The following is a 17,809-nucleotide window of genomic DNA, read 5'->3' on the forward strand; positions in this document are numbered from 1 at the left end:
GCCGCACGCGTCGGGAGAGCGCGCCGTTTGCTGTCGTCCGTAGTGCACAGCACGCAGCGCCGCCGAAGGGGCACACCCGCAAACTCTCAGGCAAAAGGACCGAACGCGTCGAAAAACCCGCTCTTCTTCCGGTCATCGTGACCTCGTTCGAATGAGCACCCGTTTTTCGCACTCTGGAGAGCGGCAGTAGCGCAGATGCACGAATGCATGCGCAGGCTGCCCACCGAAGGGGCGCGCGCCTCGTCCGCCAGCACTCGCTGACGGCAGCGCAATCTCTCAGGTATCGAGGACAGAGGGGGCATGCAGTTATCGCTCGTTGACCCGGATCGGGATCGCGAGGGGTTTCGCCGCATGGCCTTTCCTGTTTAGCGATGCCCGAGGCCCCGATGACCGAACTCAAACACACCCCGCTCCACGCCACGCACCGCGCGCTCAATGCCCGCATGGTCGATTTCGGCGGCTGGGATATGCCCGTCAACTACGGCTCGCAGATCGAAGAGCATCGCGCCGTGCGCACGGACGCCGGCATGTTCGACGTGTCCCATATGTGTGTCGTCGATTTCACGGGCGAACGCGTGCGCGCCTTCTTCGAGCGCGCGCTGGCCAACAACGTCGGCAAGCTGCAAACGCCGGGCAAGGCGCTCTACTCCTGTCTGCTGAATCCGCAAGGCGGCGTGATCGACGATCTGATCGTCTATTACTTCGGCGAAGAACACTTCCGCGTCGTCGTGAATGCGGGCACGGCCGAGAAAGACGTCGCGTGGTTCAGCAAGCTCAATGACGAAGAAGGCTTCGGCCTCACCATCCAACCGCGCCGCGACTACGCGATCGTCGCCGTGCAAGGCCCGAACGCGCGCGAAAAAGTCTGGGCGACCGTGCCCCACGCACGCGCCGCCAGCGAAGCCCTCAAGCCGTTCAACGCAGCGCGCGTCGGCGATACGCCGTTCGGCGAGCTGACCGTCGCGCGCACCGGCTACACGGGCGAAGACGGCTTTGAAATCATCGTTCCCGCCGATCACGTCGAAGCGCTGTGGAACGCGCTGCAGGCGCAAGGCGTGCGCCCGGCCGGTCTCGGCGCGCGCGACACGCTGCGTCTCGAAGCGGGCATGAACCTGTACGGCCAGGACATGGACGACAACGTGTCGCCGCTCGACGCCGGTCTCGCCTGGACAGTCGATCTGTCCGCGCCGCGCGATTTCATCGGCCGCGCGAAGCTCGAAGCGGACGGTTCGCAGCAGTCGTTCGTCGGCCTGATCCTGCACAAGGACAACGGCAAGGCGGCGGGCGTGCTGCGCGCGCATCAGAAGGTCGTTACGCCGAACGGCGAAGGCGAAATCACGAGCGGCACGTTCTCGCCGACCATGCAGGAATCGATCGCCTTTGCGCGCGTGCCGAAAGGCGTGCAGCCCGGCGACGTGGTGCACGTCCAGATACGTGACAAGGCACTTCCCGCCAGCGTGGTTAAACTGCCATTCGTGCGCAACGGCAAAGTGCTCGTCGGCTGATCGGTCACGCGATGAGCGTCACGAGACAGACACCGGACAGACACCAGATGGACACGAAAACGTCGCGTGCGTCCCACCATTTAAATTAACCGAATTACCGTATAGGAGCATCCGATGAGCATCCCGGCCGATCTGAAATACACCGAATCGCACGAATGGGTCCGCACCGAAGCAGACGGCACGCTGACGGTCGGCATCACCGACCACGCGCAGGAAGCGCTCGGCGACATCGTCTTCTTCGAAGTGCAGCAACTGAACCAGACCGTGTCGGCGGGCGATACCGTCGCCGTCATCGAATCGGTGAAGGCCGCTTCGGACATTTACGCACCCGTTTCGGGCGAGATCATCGAAGCCAACCCGAACGTCGCCGACACGCCCGACGCCGTCAACAGCGCGCCGTACGACAACTGGCTGTTCAAGATCAAGCCGGCTGCGGGCGCATCGCAGGACCGTCTGATGGACGCCGCCGCGTACGGCAAGTCGATCGGCGAATAAGCCACTTACTCACGAAGCGCGCGGCGTTCACGACTGAAGAACGCCGCGCCGGCAGGAACACTCCATGAAGCTCGAACACCCGGATCGTCTGATGAACCGCACTCCCCTCTCGCTCGCCGCGCTCGAAGTGCATGACGCCTTCGCTGAACGGCATATCGGCCCGGATGGCGCCGATCAGCAGTCGATGCTCGAAGCCCTCGGCTTCGCATCGCGCGCCGCGTTGATGGACGCGGTGATTCCGAAGTCGATCCGCCGCCAGGACGCGCTGCCGCTCGGCCCCTTCGGCCAGCCGAAGAGCGAAGCCGAAGCGCTCGCCGCGCTGCGCGAACTCGCGGACAAGAACCAGGTGTTCCGCTCGTACATCGGTCAGGGCTATTACAACGCGCACACGCCCACCGTCATCCTGCGCAACGTGCTCGAAAATCCGGCTTGGTACACGGCATACACGCCGTATCAGCCGGAAATCTCGCAAGGCCGTCTCGAAGCGCTGCTGAACTATCAGCAGATGATCGTCGACCTGACGGGTCTCGCGATCTCGAACGCTTCGCTGCTCGACGAAGCGACGGCCGCCGCCGAAGCGATGACGCTGCTGCAACGCGTCGGCAAGCCGAAGTCGAACATTTTCTATGTGGCAGACGACGTGCTGCCGCAAACCATCGAAGTCGTGAAGACGCGCGCGACGCCTGTCGGCATCGAAGTAAAGGTCGGTCCGGCTGCGGAAGCGGCGACGTCGAATGCATTCGGCGTGTTGCTGCAATACCCCGGCGTGAACGGCGACGTGCGCGACTACCGCGCGCTCGCTGACGCGATCCACGCAGCGGGCGGCCACGTGGTCGCCGCCGCCGATCTGCTCGCGCTGACCGTCCTCACGCCGCCGGGCGAATGGGGCGCGGACGTTGCAGTCGGCAACTCGCAGCGCTTCGGCGTGCCCGTCGGCTTCGGCGGCCCGCACGCTGCGTATCTCGCCGTGCGCGACGAGTTCAAGCGCCAGATGCCGGGTCGTCTCGTCGGCGTGACCGTCGACGCGCAAGGCAACCCCGCGCTGCGTCTCGCGCTGCAAACGCGCGAACAGCACATCCGCCGCGAAAAGGCGACGTCGAACGTGTGTACGGCGCAGGCGCTGCTCGCGATCATGGCCAGCATGTACGCCGTCTATCACGGTCCGCGCGGTCTCAAGATGATCGCGCAGCGCGTGAACCGCATCGCTGCGCTGCTCGCAGAAGGCGCGAAGCAACTCGGCTACACGCTCGTCAACGAGCATTTCTTCGACACGCTCACGTTCGAAACGGGTCCGCGCACGCAAGCGCTGCATGACGCCGCAACGGCGCGCCGCATCAACCTGCGCCGCGTGAGCGACACGCGCGTCGGCATTTCGATCGACGAAACCACCACGCGCGCCGATCTCGCCGATCTGCTCGCCGCGTTCGCGCAAGCCGCGTTCGTCGAAGCCGTGCCGCAAATCGACGAACTCGATGCGAAGCTCGGTCAGTCGAACACGTTCCCGGCGACGCTCGAACGCGAAAGCGCGCATCTGACGCATCACGTGTTCAACCGTCACCATTCGGAAACGGAAATGCTGCGCTATCTGCGCAGCCTGTCGGACAAGGACCTCGCGCTCGACCGCTCGATGATCCCGCTCGGCTCGTGCACGATGAAGCTGAATGCGACGTCGGAAATGCTGCCCGTCACGTGGCCCGAGTTCGGTCAGATTCACCCGTTCGCGCCCGCCGAGCAAACCGTCGGCTACCGCGAAATGATCGATCAGCTCGAACAGATGCTGGTCGCCGCAACCGGTTACGCCGCTGTGTCGCTGCAACCCAATGCCGGCTCGCAAGGCGAATACGCGGGGCTCTTGATCATCCACGCGTATCACGAGTCGCGCGGCGAAGGTCATCGCAATGTCTGCCTGATTCCCGCTTCGGCGCACGGCACGAACCCGGCGTCGGCGCAGATGGCGGGCATGCAGGTCGTCGTCGTCGCGTGCGATGCGCAAGGCAACATCGATGTCGAAGACCTGAAGAAGAAGGCCGAACAGCATTCGGACAAGCTCGCGGCGATCATGATCACGTATCCGTCGACGCACGGCGTGTTCGAGCAGAACGTACGCGAAGTCTGCGAAATCGTGCACGCGCACGGCGGCCAGGTTTATGTGGACGGCGCGAACATGAACGCGATGGTCGGTCTCGCGGCGCCCGGCCAGTTCGGCGGCGACGTTTCGCACCTGAACCTGCACAAGACGTTCTGCATTCCGCACGGCGGCGGCGGACCGGGCGTCGGCCCTGTCGCGGTCGGCGCGCATCTGGCGAAGTTTCTGCCGAATCAGACGTCGACGGGCTACGAGCGCGATGCGAACGGCATCGGTGCCGTTTCCGCTGCGCCGTACGGCTCGGCGTCGATCCTGCCGATCTCGTGGATGTACATCGCGATGATGGGCGCGAAGAACCTGACGGCCGCGACGGAAACCGCGATCCTCAACGCGAACTACGTCGCGAACAAGCTCGCGCCGCATTACCCGGTGCTGTACTCGGGCCCCGGTGGACTCGTCGCGCATGAGTGCATTCTCGATCTGCGTCCCATCAAGGAAACGAGCGGCATCTCCGTCGACGACGTCGCGAAGCGCCTGATGGACTACGGCTTCCACGCGCCGACAATGAGCTTCCCGGTGCCGGGCACGCTGATGGTCGAGCCGACGGAATCGGAATCGAAGGAAGAGCTGGATCGTTTCATCGAAGCGATGATCGCGATTCGCAACGAAATCCGTGAAGTCGAGGAAGGCCGCAGCGATCGCGAAGACAATCCGCTGAAGCACGCGCCGCACACGGCGGCTGTCGTCGTCGCGAACGATTGGAAGCATGGCTATGCGCGCGAAACGGCGGCGTATCCGCTGCCGACGCTGGTCGCGAAGAAGTACTGGCCGCCTGTCGGCCGTGCGGACAACGCCTATGGCGACCGCAATCTGTTCTGCTCGTGCGTGCCTGTCGCCGATTACGAATAAGACAGATGTGTTGAAGTAGTGTGAACCGCGCGCCGCTCTTTCAGAGAGCGGTGCACGGTTCTGCCCGCAGTCCTGTTGCTCCGCGCGTCAAACCGTTACCATCTCACACCGAATCAGCCCAACGAAGGAGTTTCGCATGGTGCGACAGGTGCGAATGATGCAACCCCCGACACACCGTACGCGTGCGCCGCAACACCCCTCTCCCGCTTTCCCGCTGGCCGCGCTGTTGATGGCGGCCGTCACGTTCTGCGCGCAATCCGCCCATGCAGCGATGAATCTCTGCGCCGCGCCCGCACTGCAAACCAGCGAACGCACCAACGCCGATCCGGGCGTCAAGGCACTGGTGAGCAATGTGCAGGCGCAATTGAGCGAGCCGGCGCATGCGGTGCGTCGCTTGCATACGGAAGGCACGCTGCCGCACGAAGGCATTTACGATCAGAGCAAGGAAGCCGAGAAAGATCTCGACCTGTTGCGCGACGCCGCGCTCGCCTGGCGCGCGACCAGCGACGATCGTTACCTGAAGCTCGTCGACCGGCTGCTGTATGCGTGGGTCACGACTTACGAGCCGTCGTTCAATCCGATCGATGAAACGCCGTTCGAAGGGCTGATCCTCGCCTACGACATGACGGCGAGCGCGCTGCCCGTGAAGACCCGCAACGCGACGATGGCGTTTCTGACGAAACTCGCGAACGGCTACATCGCGCAAATCGACGCGCAGAAGCGGCCGCTTTCGGGCACGTTCCGGAACAACTGGCAAAGTCATCGTGTGAAGCTGATTGCGATGGCGGCGTTCACGCTCGACAACCGCAAGATGATCGAAGCGGCGCAACGTCTCTACATCGAGCACGTCAACGACAACATCGCGCCCGACGGCACGACCGTCGATTTCAGCGAACGCGATGCGCTGCATTATGTGACCTACGATCTCCAGCCGCTCGTGACAGCCGCGCTCGCAGCGCGCCGCCACAACCGCAACTGGCTCAACGAGCGCGCGCCGGGCGGTGCAACGCTCGCCGCCGCGCTGAACTGGCTCACGCCGTACGCAACGGGCGAGAAGACTCACGACGAATTCGTGCGTTCGAGCGTACCGTTCGATGCGAAACGTCGCGAAGCCGGTTTGCCTGGCTATAGTGGACAGTGGGATCCGAAGAATGCGGCCGAGTTGTATCACCTCGCCGCGCGGCTCGACGGCCGCTACACGCCCGTCGCGCTGAAACTGGCACCGACGCCGCCCGCGTGGCTCGCCGTGTGTCTGCCTTTGCCGGCGCGTTGATCACGCGCTGTGCATCGAGCGCTCTGGCGCTCATGTTGTGCCGCGCCTTACCCGGCGCACTCCGCTGCCGCGTTACCCACGCAGTGCAGCATCGACGAAATTCAAGCTTGCAGGAGCAGTGATGGCAGTCAGCGTATTCGATCTCTTCAAAATCGGCATCGGTCCGTCGAGTTCTCACACGGTCGGTCCCATGCGTGCAGCGCTGATGTTCGCGCAAGGGCTCGAGCGCGATGGGCTGCTCGGGAACACGGCATCGGTGAAAGTCGATCTGTATGGATCGCTGGGTGCGACGGGCAAAGGCCACGGCACCGATCGCGGCGTGATGCTCGGCCTGCTTGGCGACGCGCCCGATACCGTCGATCCTGAAACGATCGCGGCTCGCCTCGACCAGGTGCGCACCTCGCGCACGCTGGCGCTGCTCGGCACGCACGTCATTCCGTTCGTGCAGAAGGAACACATTTCGTTCTACCGGCAGGCGCTGCCCGAGCATCCGAACGGCCTCAAACTGCGCGCTTTCGATGCCAACGGCGAGACGCTGCGTGAAGCGACGTATCTGTCGGTGGGCGGCGGTTTTGTCGTGACGGCGGGCGCACCGAATACGAAGGTGCTCGCAGCCGTCGAACAGTTGCCGCATCCGTTCCGCACGGGCGCCGAACTGATGGAGATGTGCAAGAACACGGGCAAGAGCATCGCGCAGCTGATGTGGGAAAACGAGCGCGCATGGCATACCGACGAAGAGACGCGCGCCGGCCTGCTGAAGATCTGGGACGTGATGCAATCGTGTGTCGCGCGCGGCTGCGGGATCAACAATCCCGATGCCGACGGCAATCTGCCCGGCCCGTTCCAGGTGAAGCGCCGCGCGCCGCAGCTGTATCGCGGGCTGACGGGTAATCCGGAGCGCGCGTTGCAGGATCCTTTGTCGATGGTCGACTGGATCAATCTGTACGCGATCGCCGTCAACGAAGAAAACGCGGCGGGCGGCCGCGTCGTCACCGCGCCGACCAACGGCGCCGCGGGCATCATTCCCGCCGTGCTGCATTACTACACGCGCTTCATGCCGCACGCGACCCAGCAAGGCGTGCTCGACTTCCTGATGACGGCCGCCGCGATCGGCATTCTGTACAAGCTGAACGCGTCAATTTCCGGAGCGGAAGTGGGCTGTCAGGGCGAAGTGGGCGTCGCGTGTTCGATGGCGGCGGGCGCGCTCGCGGCCGTGATGGGCGGCACGCCGCTGCAGGTCGAAAATGCCGCCGAAATCGGCATGGAACACAACCTCGGCCTCACGTGCGATCCCGTCGGCGGCATGGTGCAGATTCCGTGCATCGAGCGCAACGCAATGGCTTCGGTGAAGGCGGTGAACGCGGCGCGCATGGCGCTGCGCGGCGACGGCAGCCATTACGTGTCGCTCGATTCCGTCATCAAGACGATGCGCGAAACGGGCGCCGACATGAAGACCAAGTACAAGGAAACGTCGCGCGGCGGGCTGGCGGTGAACATCATCGAATGTTGACGCTTTTGCGAATGACATCGGCAAGGGTCTCGGCGTAAGCTGTCGAAGCTCTTCTGACTGGAGGTGTGTTCGCAATGTCGCTGTCTTCCGATGCTTCAAATATGACCACGGGCGCGCGGCTCATGGTCGACGCGCTGCTGACGCATGGCGTCGAGCGCGTGTTTTGTGTGCCTGGCGAGAGTTTTCTGGCGATCCTCGATTCGTTGCACGACGAGACTTCGCAGATTCAGACAGTCGTGTGCCGCCACGAAGCGGCCGCGGCCAACATGGCGGAAGCCGTCGGCAAGCTGACAGGCCGGCCGGGCATCGCGATCGTCACGCGCGGACCGGGCGCGACGCACGCATCGATTGGCGTGCACACCGCGTTTCAGGATTCGACGCCGATGATCCTGCTGATCGGCCAATGCGCGCGCGAGCATCTGGACCGCGAAGCGTTCCAGGAAATCGACTATCGGCGCATGTTCGGACAGATGGCGAAGTGGGTCGCGCAGATCGACGATCCGCGCCGTATTCCCGAATATATGAGCCACGCGTTTCATGTCGCGACGTCGGGCCGTCCCGGCCCCGTCGTGCTGTCGCTGCCGGAAGACGTGCTGAGCGACGCATGCGCCGCGATGCCGGGCGCGCCCGCTTATCAACGCGTGGCGGCAGCGCCTGCGCCGCAGCAGATCGAGCGTTTGCGCGGTCTGCTCGAAGGCGCGAAGAAACCGATGGTGATCGCGGGCGGCAGCGGCTGGACGCCGGAAGCGTGCGAAGACCTGCGCAGGTTCATCGAGAACTGGCAGTTGCCGATTGGCCTCGCGTTCCGCTTCCAGGACACGCTCGACAACGAGCATCCGAACTATGCGGGCGATGTCGGCCTCGGCATCAATCCGGCGCTGGCCAAACGCATTCAGGATGCGGACGTGCTGCTCGCACTCGGACCGCGACTCGGTGAAGCGACGACGGGCGGCTACACGCTGCTCGACATCCCGAAGACGAAACAGACGCTGATCCACGTGCATCAGGGCGCGGACGAACTCGGCCGCGTCTATGCCGCCGACTTGCCGATCGTCTCGGGCATGCCGGAGATCGCGTCGATGCTGGCAGCGCTGAAGCCTTCGGCACAACCTGCATGGTCGGGCAGCGCAAAGGAAGCGCACGACGCGTACCTCGAGTGGCGCAAGCCGCGCAAGGTGCCGGGCGACGTGCAACTCGGCGAGATCATGCTGCAATTGCGCGAGCATCTGCCGAAAGACGCGATTCTCACGAACGGCGCGGGCAATTACGCAACGTGGTTGCATCGGCACTTTGCTTATCGGCATTTCCGTTCGCAGGTTGCGCCGACGAGTGGTGCGATGGGTTATGGCGTGCCTGCCGCGATTGCGGCGAAGTCTCTGTATCCGGATCGGACCGTGGTCGCGTTTGCGGGTGATGGGTGCTTCATGATGGCTTCGTCGGAAATCGCGACGGCGATGCAGTATGGCTTGTCGGTGATTTTTGTCGTCGTGAATAACAGTCACTACGGCACGATTCGTATGCATCAGGAGCGGCATTATCCGAATCGCGTGCATGGAACGGGGCTCACCAATCCCGACTTTGCCGCGTTCGCGAAGTCGTTCGGCGCGTATGGGGAGACCGTCGAGCGGACGGAGGACTTTATGCCTGCGTTCAGGCGCGCTCAGGAGTCGAAGCTGCCTGCTGTGATCGAGGTTCGTATGATTCAGGACGCGAGCACGCCAGGGGCTACGCTTGAACAGGTTCGGGAGCAGGGGCGGAAATTGCGCGGCGAGTAGTTTTTTTGCCTGAGGCGCTTTTTGGATTTTTGGCTGAGCGCTGCTGATGGGGTTGTCGGGCCTCGTGGGGTTTTTGCTCTGCGAGGCTTTTTTGTTTGGGCCGCTTTGGGGGGTGCTGGCATCCGCGGGTTCGTAGCGGTGCTTCATGCGTTGCCCCTGTGCGGGGCGGCAGTTACTTTCTTTGCCGCCGCAAAGAAAGTAACCAAAGAAAGCGGCTTCAAACCTCCGGTGCCGACCAGGACAACACTACGGCACACGTTCTTTGAGCCGTCGCGCAACAACGCAAGCACTCCGTAGAAAGCACGTAATGAGGCGCGCGCGGCGCGAAAGATGACATCCAGTTGGGGCACATCCGGTCGACTTGATTTTTGTGCGTTTGCCGTCGGCCCAATTGCGGCGGTATGTGCTCCAGACTGTGTGTGGGGTTTTCGCGCCGTGCGCGGTTGACTGCGGGCTTTCTACGGAGTGCGGACGTCGCTGCGCGACAGCTCAAAGAACCTGTGCCGTAGCGTTATTCTGGCAGGCACCGGAGGTTCAAGAGCGGCTTTCTTTTGCCTACTTTTCTTTGCCGCTGCAAAGAAAAGTAGGTGCCGCCCCGCACAGGGGCAACGATTGAAGCACCGATACGAATTCGCGGATGCCAGCACAACAACAAAGCGGACCACATAAAAAAAGCCTCGCAGAGCAAAAAACTCCACGAGGCCGAATACAACCCAAAGACTCAGCAGCGCTCGCAAACCAAAAACCCAAACGCGCGCCGCGAGCAAAAAACCCTTACTTCCCACCCACGCTCTGCAACGTCGTCCACTTACCGTCGACAACCTTATACAGCGTGATACCACCGTTCTTCAGATCGCCCTTGTTGTCATAGGCCAGATCCTTGGTCGTAACAGCAGCCATGTTCGTCTTGGCCAACAGCGGCAGATACTTCGCCGGATCCGTCGAGTTCGCCTTCTTCATTGCGTCGAACATCGCCATCGCGCCGTCGTACGCGTACGGCGAGTACGTCTGCACGTCTTCACCAAAACGCTTCTTGTACTTGGCAACATAGTCCTTGCCGCCCGGCATTTCTTCCAGCGGCAGGCCAGCCAGCGAAGCCACCGTGCCATTAGCCGCGTCGCCTGCAACTTGCAGGAACGTCGGCGTGTGGACCATTTCGCCGCCCATCAGCGGTGCCTTGATGCCCAGCGTCTTCATCTGCTTGACCATCGGTGCAGCCTGCGAATCGGCGCCGCCGTAGTAAACCAGATCCGGCTGCACCGACTTCAGCTTCGTCAGAATCGCCTTGAAGTCGACAGCCTTGTCGTTCGTGAATTCACGGTCGACGATCGTGCCGCCCGCAGCCTTCGCTGCCTTCTCGAACTGGTCGGCGAGACCCTGGCCGTATGCCGTGCGGTCGTCGACGATCGCGATCTTCTTCATGCCCAGCGTCTTCACAGCAAACGTGCCCGCGACGGAGCCTTGCTGCGTGTCCGAGGTCATCATGCGGAACGTCGTCTTGAAGCCTTGCTGCGTGTATTCCGGTGCCGTCGCCATCGCGATCTGCGGAATGCCCGCGTTCGCGTAGATGCGCGATGCCGGGATCGTCGTGCCCGAGTTAAAGTGGCCGAGCATGCCCTTGATGTTGTCGTCGACCAGCTTCTGCGCGACCGTCGTGCCCGTGCGCGGGTCAGCCTGGTCGTCGGCCACGTCCAGCACGAAGCGAACCTGCTTGCCGCCGATCGTCGGCTTCGTCGCGTTCATGTCTTCGACTGCGAGCGTAATGCCGTTCTGGAAGTCCTTGCCGTAGTGCGCTTGCGCGCCCGTCATCGGGCCGGCGAAGCCGATCTTCACGTCCTCGACCTGCTGTGCATGCGCAGTCCCCGCCAGCGACATGGCAGCGAACAGCGTCGCGCCTGCCAGCTTTTTCATCGTGTGTTGCATATCTTCTCCTTGGTACCAGGTGTGGACGGCGCGGTGATCGGGGTCGCCGTCTCGCGCCATTTTTTTGAATCGATCGAGCGAGGTTCGCTCAGCCGATCGTCATCAAATTCGCATTACCGCCTGCTGCTGCCGTATTCACGCTCACCGAACGTTCCGTCAACAGACGTTCGAGCGCGTAATCCTCGTCGCCGCTTTCGAGCGCGCGCGCCGCAACGCCCTGCACCGACACGATCGGACCCGCGCGTTTCGCGATGTCCTTCACGAGCGTCAGCAGCTCGTCGCTGTCGCCTTCGAAGAGCGCGGCATCGAACGATGCTTCAGCATTCTTCTTCACGCTCGCATACGGCTTGAGCGATGCCGGCAGCGCAGCATACAGCTGCTCGCCCGCCGCGCCTTCGAACAGCGCCTTGTTGCCCGTCGCCAGCGCCGCCGCGAACTGCACGCGCGCACCGCTCGCCGTCGACGCGACGCACAGCACCGTGCCGCGCGCGCCGAGCGTGTACGTGTTGCGCTCGCCCGTCGGACCCGTCAGCACAGCCGTCGCGCCCGCCGGAATGTGCGACAGATAACCGTCGCAACGTGCAGCCAGCACCGGCTCGCGTTCCGCGATCAGCCAGTCGCGCAGCGTCGTCAACGCAGCGGCAGGATTATCGCTTGTCGCAATGCCGTTTTGGGCCGCGCCTTGCGAGCCTTCCACCATCAGCGTCTGCGCGAGCGACTTCGGCAAACCGGCCGGACGCGTCGCGAGCAGACGCTGCAGATACAGCGCGCCGCCCGCCTTCGGACCCGTGCCCGACAGCCCTTCGCCACCGAACGGCTGCACGCCAACCACTGCGCCGATCACGTTGCGGTTCACGTAGATGTTGCCCACGTGCGCGCGGCCGATCACATGCGCGATCGTTTCGTCGATACGCGTATGGATGCCGAGCGTCAGCCCGTAACCCGTCGCGCGAATCTGTTCGAGCAGCTTGTCGAGCGCGCTGCGGCGATAACGCACGACATGCAGCACCGGACCAAACACTTCACGCTTCAGTTCGTCGATGCTGTCGAGTTCGATCAGCGTCGGCGGCACGAACGTACCGGCGTTGCAGCCGTCTGGCGTCGGCATCTGCGTAACCTTGCGGCCCTTCTCGCGCATCGATGCGATATGCGCGTCGATGCCGCGCTTCGCTTCCGCGTCGATCACAGGACCGACGTCGATCGACAGACGATCCGGGTTACCCACCGCCAGTTCCTTCATCGCGCCCGTCAGCATTTCGAGCGTGCGATCCGCGACGTCGTCCTGAAGACAAAGAACGCGCAGCGCGGAACAACGTTGACCTGCCGAATCGAACGACGACTGCAGCACGTCGGCAACGACCTGTTCGGCGAGCGCCGACGAATCGACGATCATCGCGTTCTGGCCGCCCGTTTCGGCGATCAGCGGAATCGGCTTGCCTTCGGGATCGAGACGGTTCGACAGCGTCTTGTTGATCAGACGCGCGACTTCCGTCGAGCCGGTGAACATCACGGCACGCGTGCGCGCGTCGGCGACCAATGCTGCGCCGACCGTTTCGCCATCACCCGGCAGCAGTTGCACCGCGCCTGCGGGCACGCCCGCTTCGCGCAGAATGCGCACGGCTTGCGCGGCGATCAGCGGCGTCTGCTCGGCGGGCTTCGCGAGCACCGTGTTGCCAGCGGCGAGCGCGGCGGCAACCTGACCCATGAAGATCGCCAGCGGGAAGTTCCACGGGCTGATGCATACGACAGGACCGAGCGGACGATGCGTATCGTTCGAGAACTCTTCGCGGATCTGCGTCGAGTAGTAACGCAGGAAGTCGATCGCTTCGCGGATTTCAGCGACGGCGTTCGGCAGCGACTTGCCCGCTTCGCGCACGACGAGACCCATCAGCGTATGCATCTGCGCTTCGAGCAGATCGGCGGCACGCGCGAGGCAATCGGCGCGCGCTTCGACAGGCGTCGCCTGCCAGATCGGCGCGGCGGCCACGGCATGCGCGAGCGCGGCGCTCACATGTTCGGGCGTCGCTTCGACGACCGTGCCGACGAGATCGCGATGATCCGACGGATTGCGCACATCGCGCGCATTGCCGACGGCGATCTCGTTGTCTTCGAGCATCGGCGCCGCGCGCCACGGATGATTCGCGCTCGCCAGCAGCGCCGACGACAGCGACGCAAGACGATGCTCGTTCGACAGATCGAGGCCCATCGAATTGGTGCGCTCCGCGCCGTACAGACTGCGCGGCAGCGGAATCTTCGCGTGCGGCGCGCCGAGCGGTACGATCTTCGAGGCTTCGTCGACGGGATCGGCGACGAGGTCCTTCACAGGTACCGTTTCATCGGCGATGCGGTTGACGAACGACGTGTTCGCGCCGTTCTCCAGCAGACGACGCACGAGATACGCGAGCAGCGTTTCATGCGTGCCGACGGGCGCATACACGCGACACGGACGGTTCAGCTTGTCGCGGCCCGTGACTTCTTCGTACAGCGGTTCGCCCATGCCGTGCAGGCACTGGAACTCATACTGGCCGGGATAGTAGTTGCCGCCCGCGAGGTGATAGATCGCGGAAAGCGTATGCGCGTTGTGCGTCGCGAACTGCGGATAGACGGCATCAGGCGCGCCCAGCAGCTTCTTCGCGCATGCGACGTACGACACGTCCGTGTAGATCTTGCGCGTGTACACCGGATAACCTTCAAGACCATCCACCTGTGCACGCTTGATTTCCGTATCCCAGTACGCGCCCTTCACGAGACGGACCATGATGCGGTGACGACTGCGGCGCGCCAGATCGACGATGTAGTCGATCACGAACGGGCAGCGCTTCTGATACGCCTGCACGACGAAGCCGATGCCGTTCCAGCCTTGCAGTTCGGGATCAAAGCACAGCGCTTCGAGCAGATCGAGCGAAATTTCCAGACGGTCCGCTTCTTCCGCGTCGATGTTCAGGCCGATGTCGTAGCGGCGCGCGAGGATTGCGAGCGCACGCACGCGCGGCAGCAACTCGCTCATCGTGCGTTCCTGCTGCGAGCGCGAATAGCGCGGATGCAGCGCCGACAGCTTGATCGAAATGCCCGGACCTTCGTAGATGCCACGGCCGCCGGCTGCCTTGCCGATCGCGTGGATCGCCTGTTCGTACGACGCGTAGTAGCGCTGTGCGTCGGCTTCCGTCGTCGCGGCTTCGCCGAGCATGTCGTACGAGTAGCGGAAACCGCGTGCCTCGAACTTGCGGCTGTTCGCCAGCGCTTCGGAAATCGTTTCGCCCGTGACGAACTGTTCGCCCATCAGGCGCATCGCCATGTCGACGCCCTTGCGGATCAGCGGCTCGCCGCCCTTGCCGATCATGCGCGTCAGCGCCGACGACAGACCCGTTTCGCTATTCGTCGTCACCAGCTTGCCGGTGATCATCAGGCCCCACGTCGCCGCGTTCACGAACAGCGACGGCGCATGGCCGACGTGCGAACGCCAGTCGCCCTTGCTGATCTTGTCGCGGATCAGCGCGTCGCGGGTCGCGCGGTCGGGAATGCGCAGCAGCGCTTCCGCGAGACACATCAGCGCGACGCCTTCCTGGCTCGACAGCGAAAACTCGTGGATCAGACCTTCCACGCCGCCACCCGTGCTCTTCGAACGCAGCGCTTCGACGAGCTTGCTCGCCATCGCCTGCACGTCGTTCGCGATGTTGGCGGGCAGACGCGCCTGGCCGAGCAGGAACGGCACGCACTCGGGCTCGGGCCGACGATACGCCGCCGTGATCGCTGCGCGCAGCACCGACTGCGGCTGCACGCTCTGCGCGAATTCGAGGAACGGATGCAGGCCGTCGGTATCGTCCGAATCGGCGGCACCGTCGGCCAGTTCGGTTGCACCGTGATGACCGGAGAGTTCGGCGGGAAGCTGGCCGTGCTCGATCTTTTCGAGGTACGCGAAGATCGCCTGCTTGATCAGCCAGTGGGGAGTGCGTTCGAGGCGCGTGGCGGCATCTTTCAGCCGGGTACGCAGCAGGTCGTCGACTTTGACGCCAAGGGTGGTGCTCGCCATGGTTCCTTCTTTATGCGCCGGGCGGACGCCGGCCAAAGACTAAAAAGTTGGCCGAATCGTACCCCTCCCAATAAAAAGGTGCAACCAGCCGCAAGAAATGGTTGCACCCTTCTGAAAGCCTTGTCGCACAAGCGTTTGCGGAAAATGTGCACCTTCCGGATGCACGCGGTTGCGCTCGGTGTTTTCCCTGGATCGGTTTATTTTCGGGCAACCCTTATCGAATCCGAAATCGCGCCGTTATACCGGTCATGAGATGCGCACTGACGCACGGTACGGGGTTCGAAGTCTCGCTATACGGGGTGACCAAATGGAAAAGTGGCTGGTAGTGACGGGAGTCTGGATGATGTTCGCGACGTGCATGGTGCTGTTCATTCGCGGTGCGACGGGGCCGTCGCGCAACGAACTCGTGCCGATCGAAGTGCGCGACGACGAGCACGACAACGCGCGGGAATCGTTTCGCGGCTAACCGTTCGATGATGCGGCGCCCGCTTGCGGCGGGCGCGCCTGGCGGCAGGAAAGATCAGCGCAGCGGCGCGAACGCCCGGCAACTGTCGCGCGGCGCGACGAGCTGATCGTGGAAAAGACACAGGCGGCTGTCGGCGACACTGGCGCCAAAGCCGGAAGAGAACACAACGAGGCCCGGAATGCTCTGCTCAAGCGAATGCCGATCGTCGGCGCGAAACCGGCAATCGGCACAGCATGGCCGGCGCGCGTCGGGCTGCGAGTGGATGTCGTCGTCGAGAACGGCGGGCGCGCTCACGAGCCCTGCCCCAAGTTATTCCAATACGGTGCGAACACGTGCGCGGACAGCGCGTAGCCGATGGCGATATTGACGGCCACGCCGATCGTGAACGCGATGAACGGCTTGATGCCCGTGGCCGCGAGTGAGCGGACGCGCGTCGTCAGTCCGATGCTGAAGAAGCAGAAGATGAACGCCCACGTGCGCAGCGCCGTGATCGGCGCGACGAACTCCGGCGTGACGACCTTGCGGTAATCTGCCAGCGAGTAGTGGCTCGCGATCCACGTCACGAGCGCCGACGCGATCACGAAGCCGATTACGAACTTCGGAAAGCGTGCCCAGATTTCGCGGGCATCGGCTTTCGCGGCGACGCCGTTTTCGCCCGATTCCCAGCGTGTCGTCGCGACGATCGCCAGCAGGAACGCCCAGATGCCGATCCAGATATCTCGGCCCACCACTTTCATCAGCGTGAACGCCTGAAGCGACGCCTCGGGCGAGCCGGCGATCGCGCCGCCGGCGTGCTTCGCGAAATCGCCGTAGGCCTGCGCGGCGGCAATCCCGGCGGCGTCGGCGAATTCGGATGTGCCGATCCACGCGCCCGCGACGGCCGTCGACAATCCCAGCGAACGCGACACGAACGGCAGCACGAAGATCATCACGATCGCCCACAGGATCACGAGCGTGATCGCCACCGACGCATGCTCGCGTTTCGCGCGCACCGCGCCCGCAATCGCAATGGACGCCGACACGCCGCACACCGCGCCCCCCACGCCGAGCACCGCGGCGAAGCGCTTGTCGAGCCCGAGCGCCTTGGCCGCGAAGAAGATCACGAAGAAGGTGACGAGCGACACGATCGTCGCCTGTCCGACTGCGACGGGACCGGCCCAGACGAGCAGCGTGAACGGCAGCGTCGCGCCGAGCAGCACGATCCCGACCTTGATGTAAAACTCGACGCGCAATCCCGCCGAGAACCACTCGGGCAGCGTGAACACGTTCGAGATCAGCAGACCGAGCGCCAGCGCGACGAGCGGCGGCTCGAGGTTGTACTTCGACGCATTGGCCCACGCGCCGACTTCGAAGATCAGCACCGACGCGACGAACAGAATCGCGAACGACGGCAGGAAGTGCGCGATCCGCTGCTTCAGCACGCTCAGGCTGACGCCGAACAGCACGGCGAACACGACGAACAGCGCGACGTAGTTCGGCAGATGCTTCGCCAGATCTTGCCCGGCTGCACCGAGGTCGGACCATTTCGCAGGTGCCGTCGCGAGCCATTTGATGCTGCTGCCCGACGCGAACAACCCCCACGCGACCACGATCACCAGCAGGCCGACCCACACAGCCCACCAGTCTTCCGTCGAGAAGAGTCCGCCGCCGCCTGTCGTGCTTGCCTGTCGCGAAGGCTGTGCGCCCGCCGGCAAGGTATGTCTCGTATCGCTCATTGAAGTGCCCCGGAAGTGAGATGGCGGCGCACGCGCTGTCGATTGTTGGAATTCATGCGCCGATTCGGCGAAATATAGTCGAGCGATGCCGGCAAACGAAACGACCTTTCGTTTGATCGATA

11 protein-coding genes and 2 riboswitches are annotated in these 17,809 nt (G+C 63.6%); of the genes, 7 read left to right on the top strand and 4 right to left on the bottom strand.

The genetic code is table 11. From position 1 onward, the window contains the following. Positions 1-2: 2 nt before the first annotated feature. Positions 3-112: riboswitch (glycine riboswitch) on the top strand. Positions 113-163: 51 nt separating this feature from the next. After that, positions 164-303: riboswitch (glycine riboswitch) on the top strand. Between the two features lie 83 nt (positions 304-386). The 6 genes from gcvT (at position 387) to QEN71_RS29230 (ending at position 9,553) form a co-directional block, all read left to right on the top strand. Next, positions 387-1,505 (top strand): glycine cleavage system aminomethyltransferase GcvT, encoded by a 1,119-nt coding sequence (gene gcvT / locus QEN71_RS29205; protein WP_201648847.1) that lies wholly within the window; start codon positions 387-389, stop codon positions 1,503-1,505. A 114-nt stretch (positions 1,506-1,619) separates the two neighbouring features. Continuing rightward, positions 1,620-2,000, top strand: a complete 381-nt coding sequence (gene gcvH / locus QEN71_RS29210) for a glycine cleavage system protein GcvH (protein WP_201648846.1) — start codon at positions 1,620-1,622, stop codon at positions 1,998-2,000. A gap of 64 nt (positions 2,001-2,064) precedes the next feature. Further along, a complete protein-coding gene (gene gcvP / locus QEN71_RS29215) occupies positions 2,065-4,995 on the top strand; it encodes an aminomethyl-transferring glycine dehydrogenase (RefSeq protein ID WP_201648845.1) in 2,931 nt (976 codons plus the stop codon). 136 nt (positions 4,996-5,131) lie between these two features. Further along, a complete protein-coding gene (locus QEN71_RS29220) occupies positions 5,132-6,268 on the top strand; it encodes an alginate lyase family protein (RefSeq protein WP_201648844.1) in 1,137 nt (378 codons plus the stop codon). 121 nt (positions 6,269-6,389) lie between these two features. Further along, positions 6,390-7,778, top strand: coding sequence for an L-serine ammonia-lyase (locus QEN71_RS29225; RefSeq protein WP_201648843.1), 1,389 nt, complete (start codon positions 6,390-6,392; stop codon positions 7,776-7,778). 74 nt (positions 7,779-7,852) lie between these two features. Further along, positions 7,853-9,553, top strand: a complete 1,701-nt coding sequence (locus tag QEN71_RS29230; protein ID WP_201648842.1) for a thiamine pyrophosphate-binding protein — start codon at positions 7,853-7,855, stop codon at positions 9,551-9,553. 774 nt (positions 9,554-10,327) lie between these two features. Here QEN71_RS29230 and QEN71_RS29235 read toward each other — a convergent pair. Together QEN71_RS29235 and putA are read right to left on the bottom strand one after the other, a co-directional pair. After that, positions 10,328-11,476 (bottom strand): branched-chain amino acid ABC transporter substrate-binding protein, encoded by a 1,149-nt coding sequence (locus tag QEN71_RS29235; protein WP_201648841.1) that lies wholly within the window; start codon positions 11,474-11,476, stop codon positions 10,328-10,330. An 88-nt stretch (positions 11,477-11,564) separates the two neighbouring features. Further along, positions 11,565-15,506, bottom strand: a complete 3,942-nt coding sequence (gene putA, locus QEN71_RS29240) for a trifunctional transcriptional regulator/proline dehydrogenase/L-glutamate gamma-semialdehyde dehydrogenase (RefSeq protein WP_201648840.1) — start codon at positions 15,504-15,506, stop codon at positions 11,565-11,567. Positions 15,507-15,813: 307 nt separating this feature from the next. Between putA and QEN71_RS29245 the strand changes: the two genes are divergently transcribed. After that, positions 15,814-15,972, top strand: a complete 159-nt coding sequence (locus tag QEN71_RS29245) for a hypothetical protein (protein ID WP_201648839.1) — start codon at positions 15,814-15,816, stop codon at positions 15,970-15,972. Between the two features lie 54 nt (positions 15,973-16,026). Here QEN71_RS29245 and QEN71_RS29250 read toward each other — a convergent pair whose 3' ends face one another. Continuing rightward, the gene (locus QEN71_RS29250; protein ID WP_201648838.1) at positions 16,027-16,266 is read right to left on the bottom strand and encodes a hypothetical protein; all 240 of its coding nucleotides are present in this window, start codon (positions 16,264-16,266) and stop codon (positions 16,027-16,029) included. After that, complete coding sequence (locus QEN71_RS29255) at positions 16,263-17,687, bottom strand: YeiH family protein (RefSeq protein WP_201648837.1); 1,425 nt, start codon at positions 17,685-17,687, stop codon at positions 16,263-16,265. The genes QEN71_RS29250 and QEN71_RS29255 overlap by 4 nt, the downstream gene beginning before the upstream one ends. Positions 17,688-17,809 lie beyond the last annotated feature (122 nt).

The organism is Paraburkholderia sabiae, from assembly GCF_030412785.1.
Classification (GTDB): Bacteria; Pseudomonadota; Gammaproteobacteria; order Burkholderiales; family Burkholderiaceae; genus Paraburkholderia; species Paraburkholderia sabiae.

Bases quoted from the DNA above. Each gene is read 5' to 3' on its own strand.
- putA (WP_201648840.1), bottom strand. From the start codon at position 15,506: ATGGCGAGCACCACCCTTGGCGTCAAAGTCGACGACCTGCTGCGTACC.
- gcvP (WP_201648845.1), top strand. From the start codon at position 2,065: ATGAAGCTCGAACACCCGGATCGTCTGATGAACCGCACTCCCCTCTCG.
- QEN71_RS29255 (WP_201648837.1), bottom strand. From the start codon at position 17,687: ATGAGCGATACGAGACATACCTTGCCGGCGGGCGCACAGCCTTCGCGA.
- QEN71_RS29230 (WP_201648842.1), top strand. From the start codon at position 7,853: ATGTCGCTGTCTTCCGATGCTTCAAATATGACCACGGGCGCGCGGCTC.
- QEN71_RS29220 (WP_201648844.1), top strand. From the start codon at position 5,132: ATGGTGCGACAGGTGCGAATGATGCAACCCCCGACACACCGTACGCGT.
- gcvT (WP_201648847.1), top strand. From the start codon at position 387: ATGACCGAACTCAAACACACCCCGCTCCACGCCACGCACCGCGCGCTC.
- QEN71_RS29225 (WP_201648843.1), top strand. From the start codon at position 6,390: ATGGCAGTCAGCGTATTCGATCTCTTCAAAATCGGCATCGGTCCGTCG.
- gcvH (WP_201648846.1), top strand. From the start codon at position 1,620: ATGAGCATCCCGGCCGATCTGAAATACACCGAATCGCACGAATGGGTC.
- QEN71_RS29245 (WP_201648839.1), top strand. From the start codon at position 15,814: ATGGAAAAGTGGCTGGTAGTGACGGGAGTCTGGATGATGTTCGCGACG.
- QEN71_RS29235 (WP_201648841.1), bottom strand. From the start codon at position 11,476: ATGCAACACACGATGAAAAAGCTGGCAGGCGCGACGCTGTTCGCTGCC.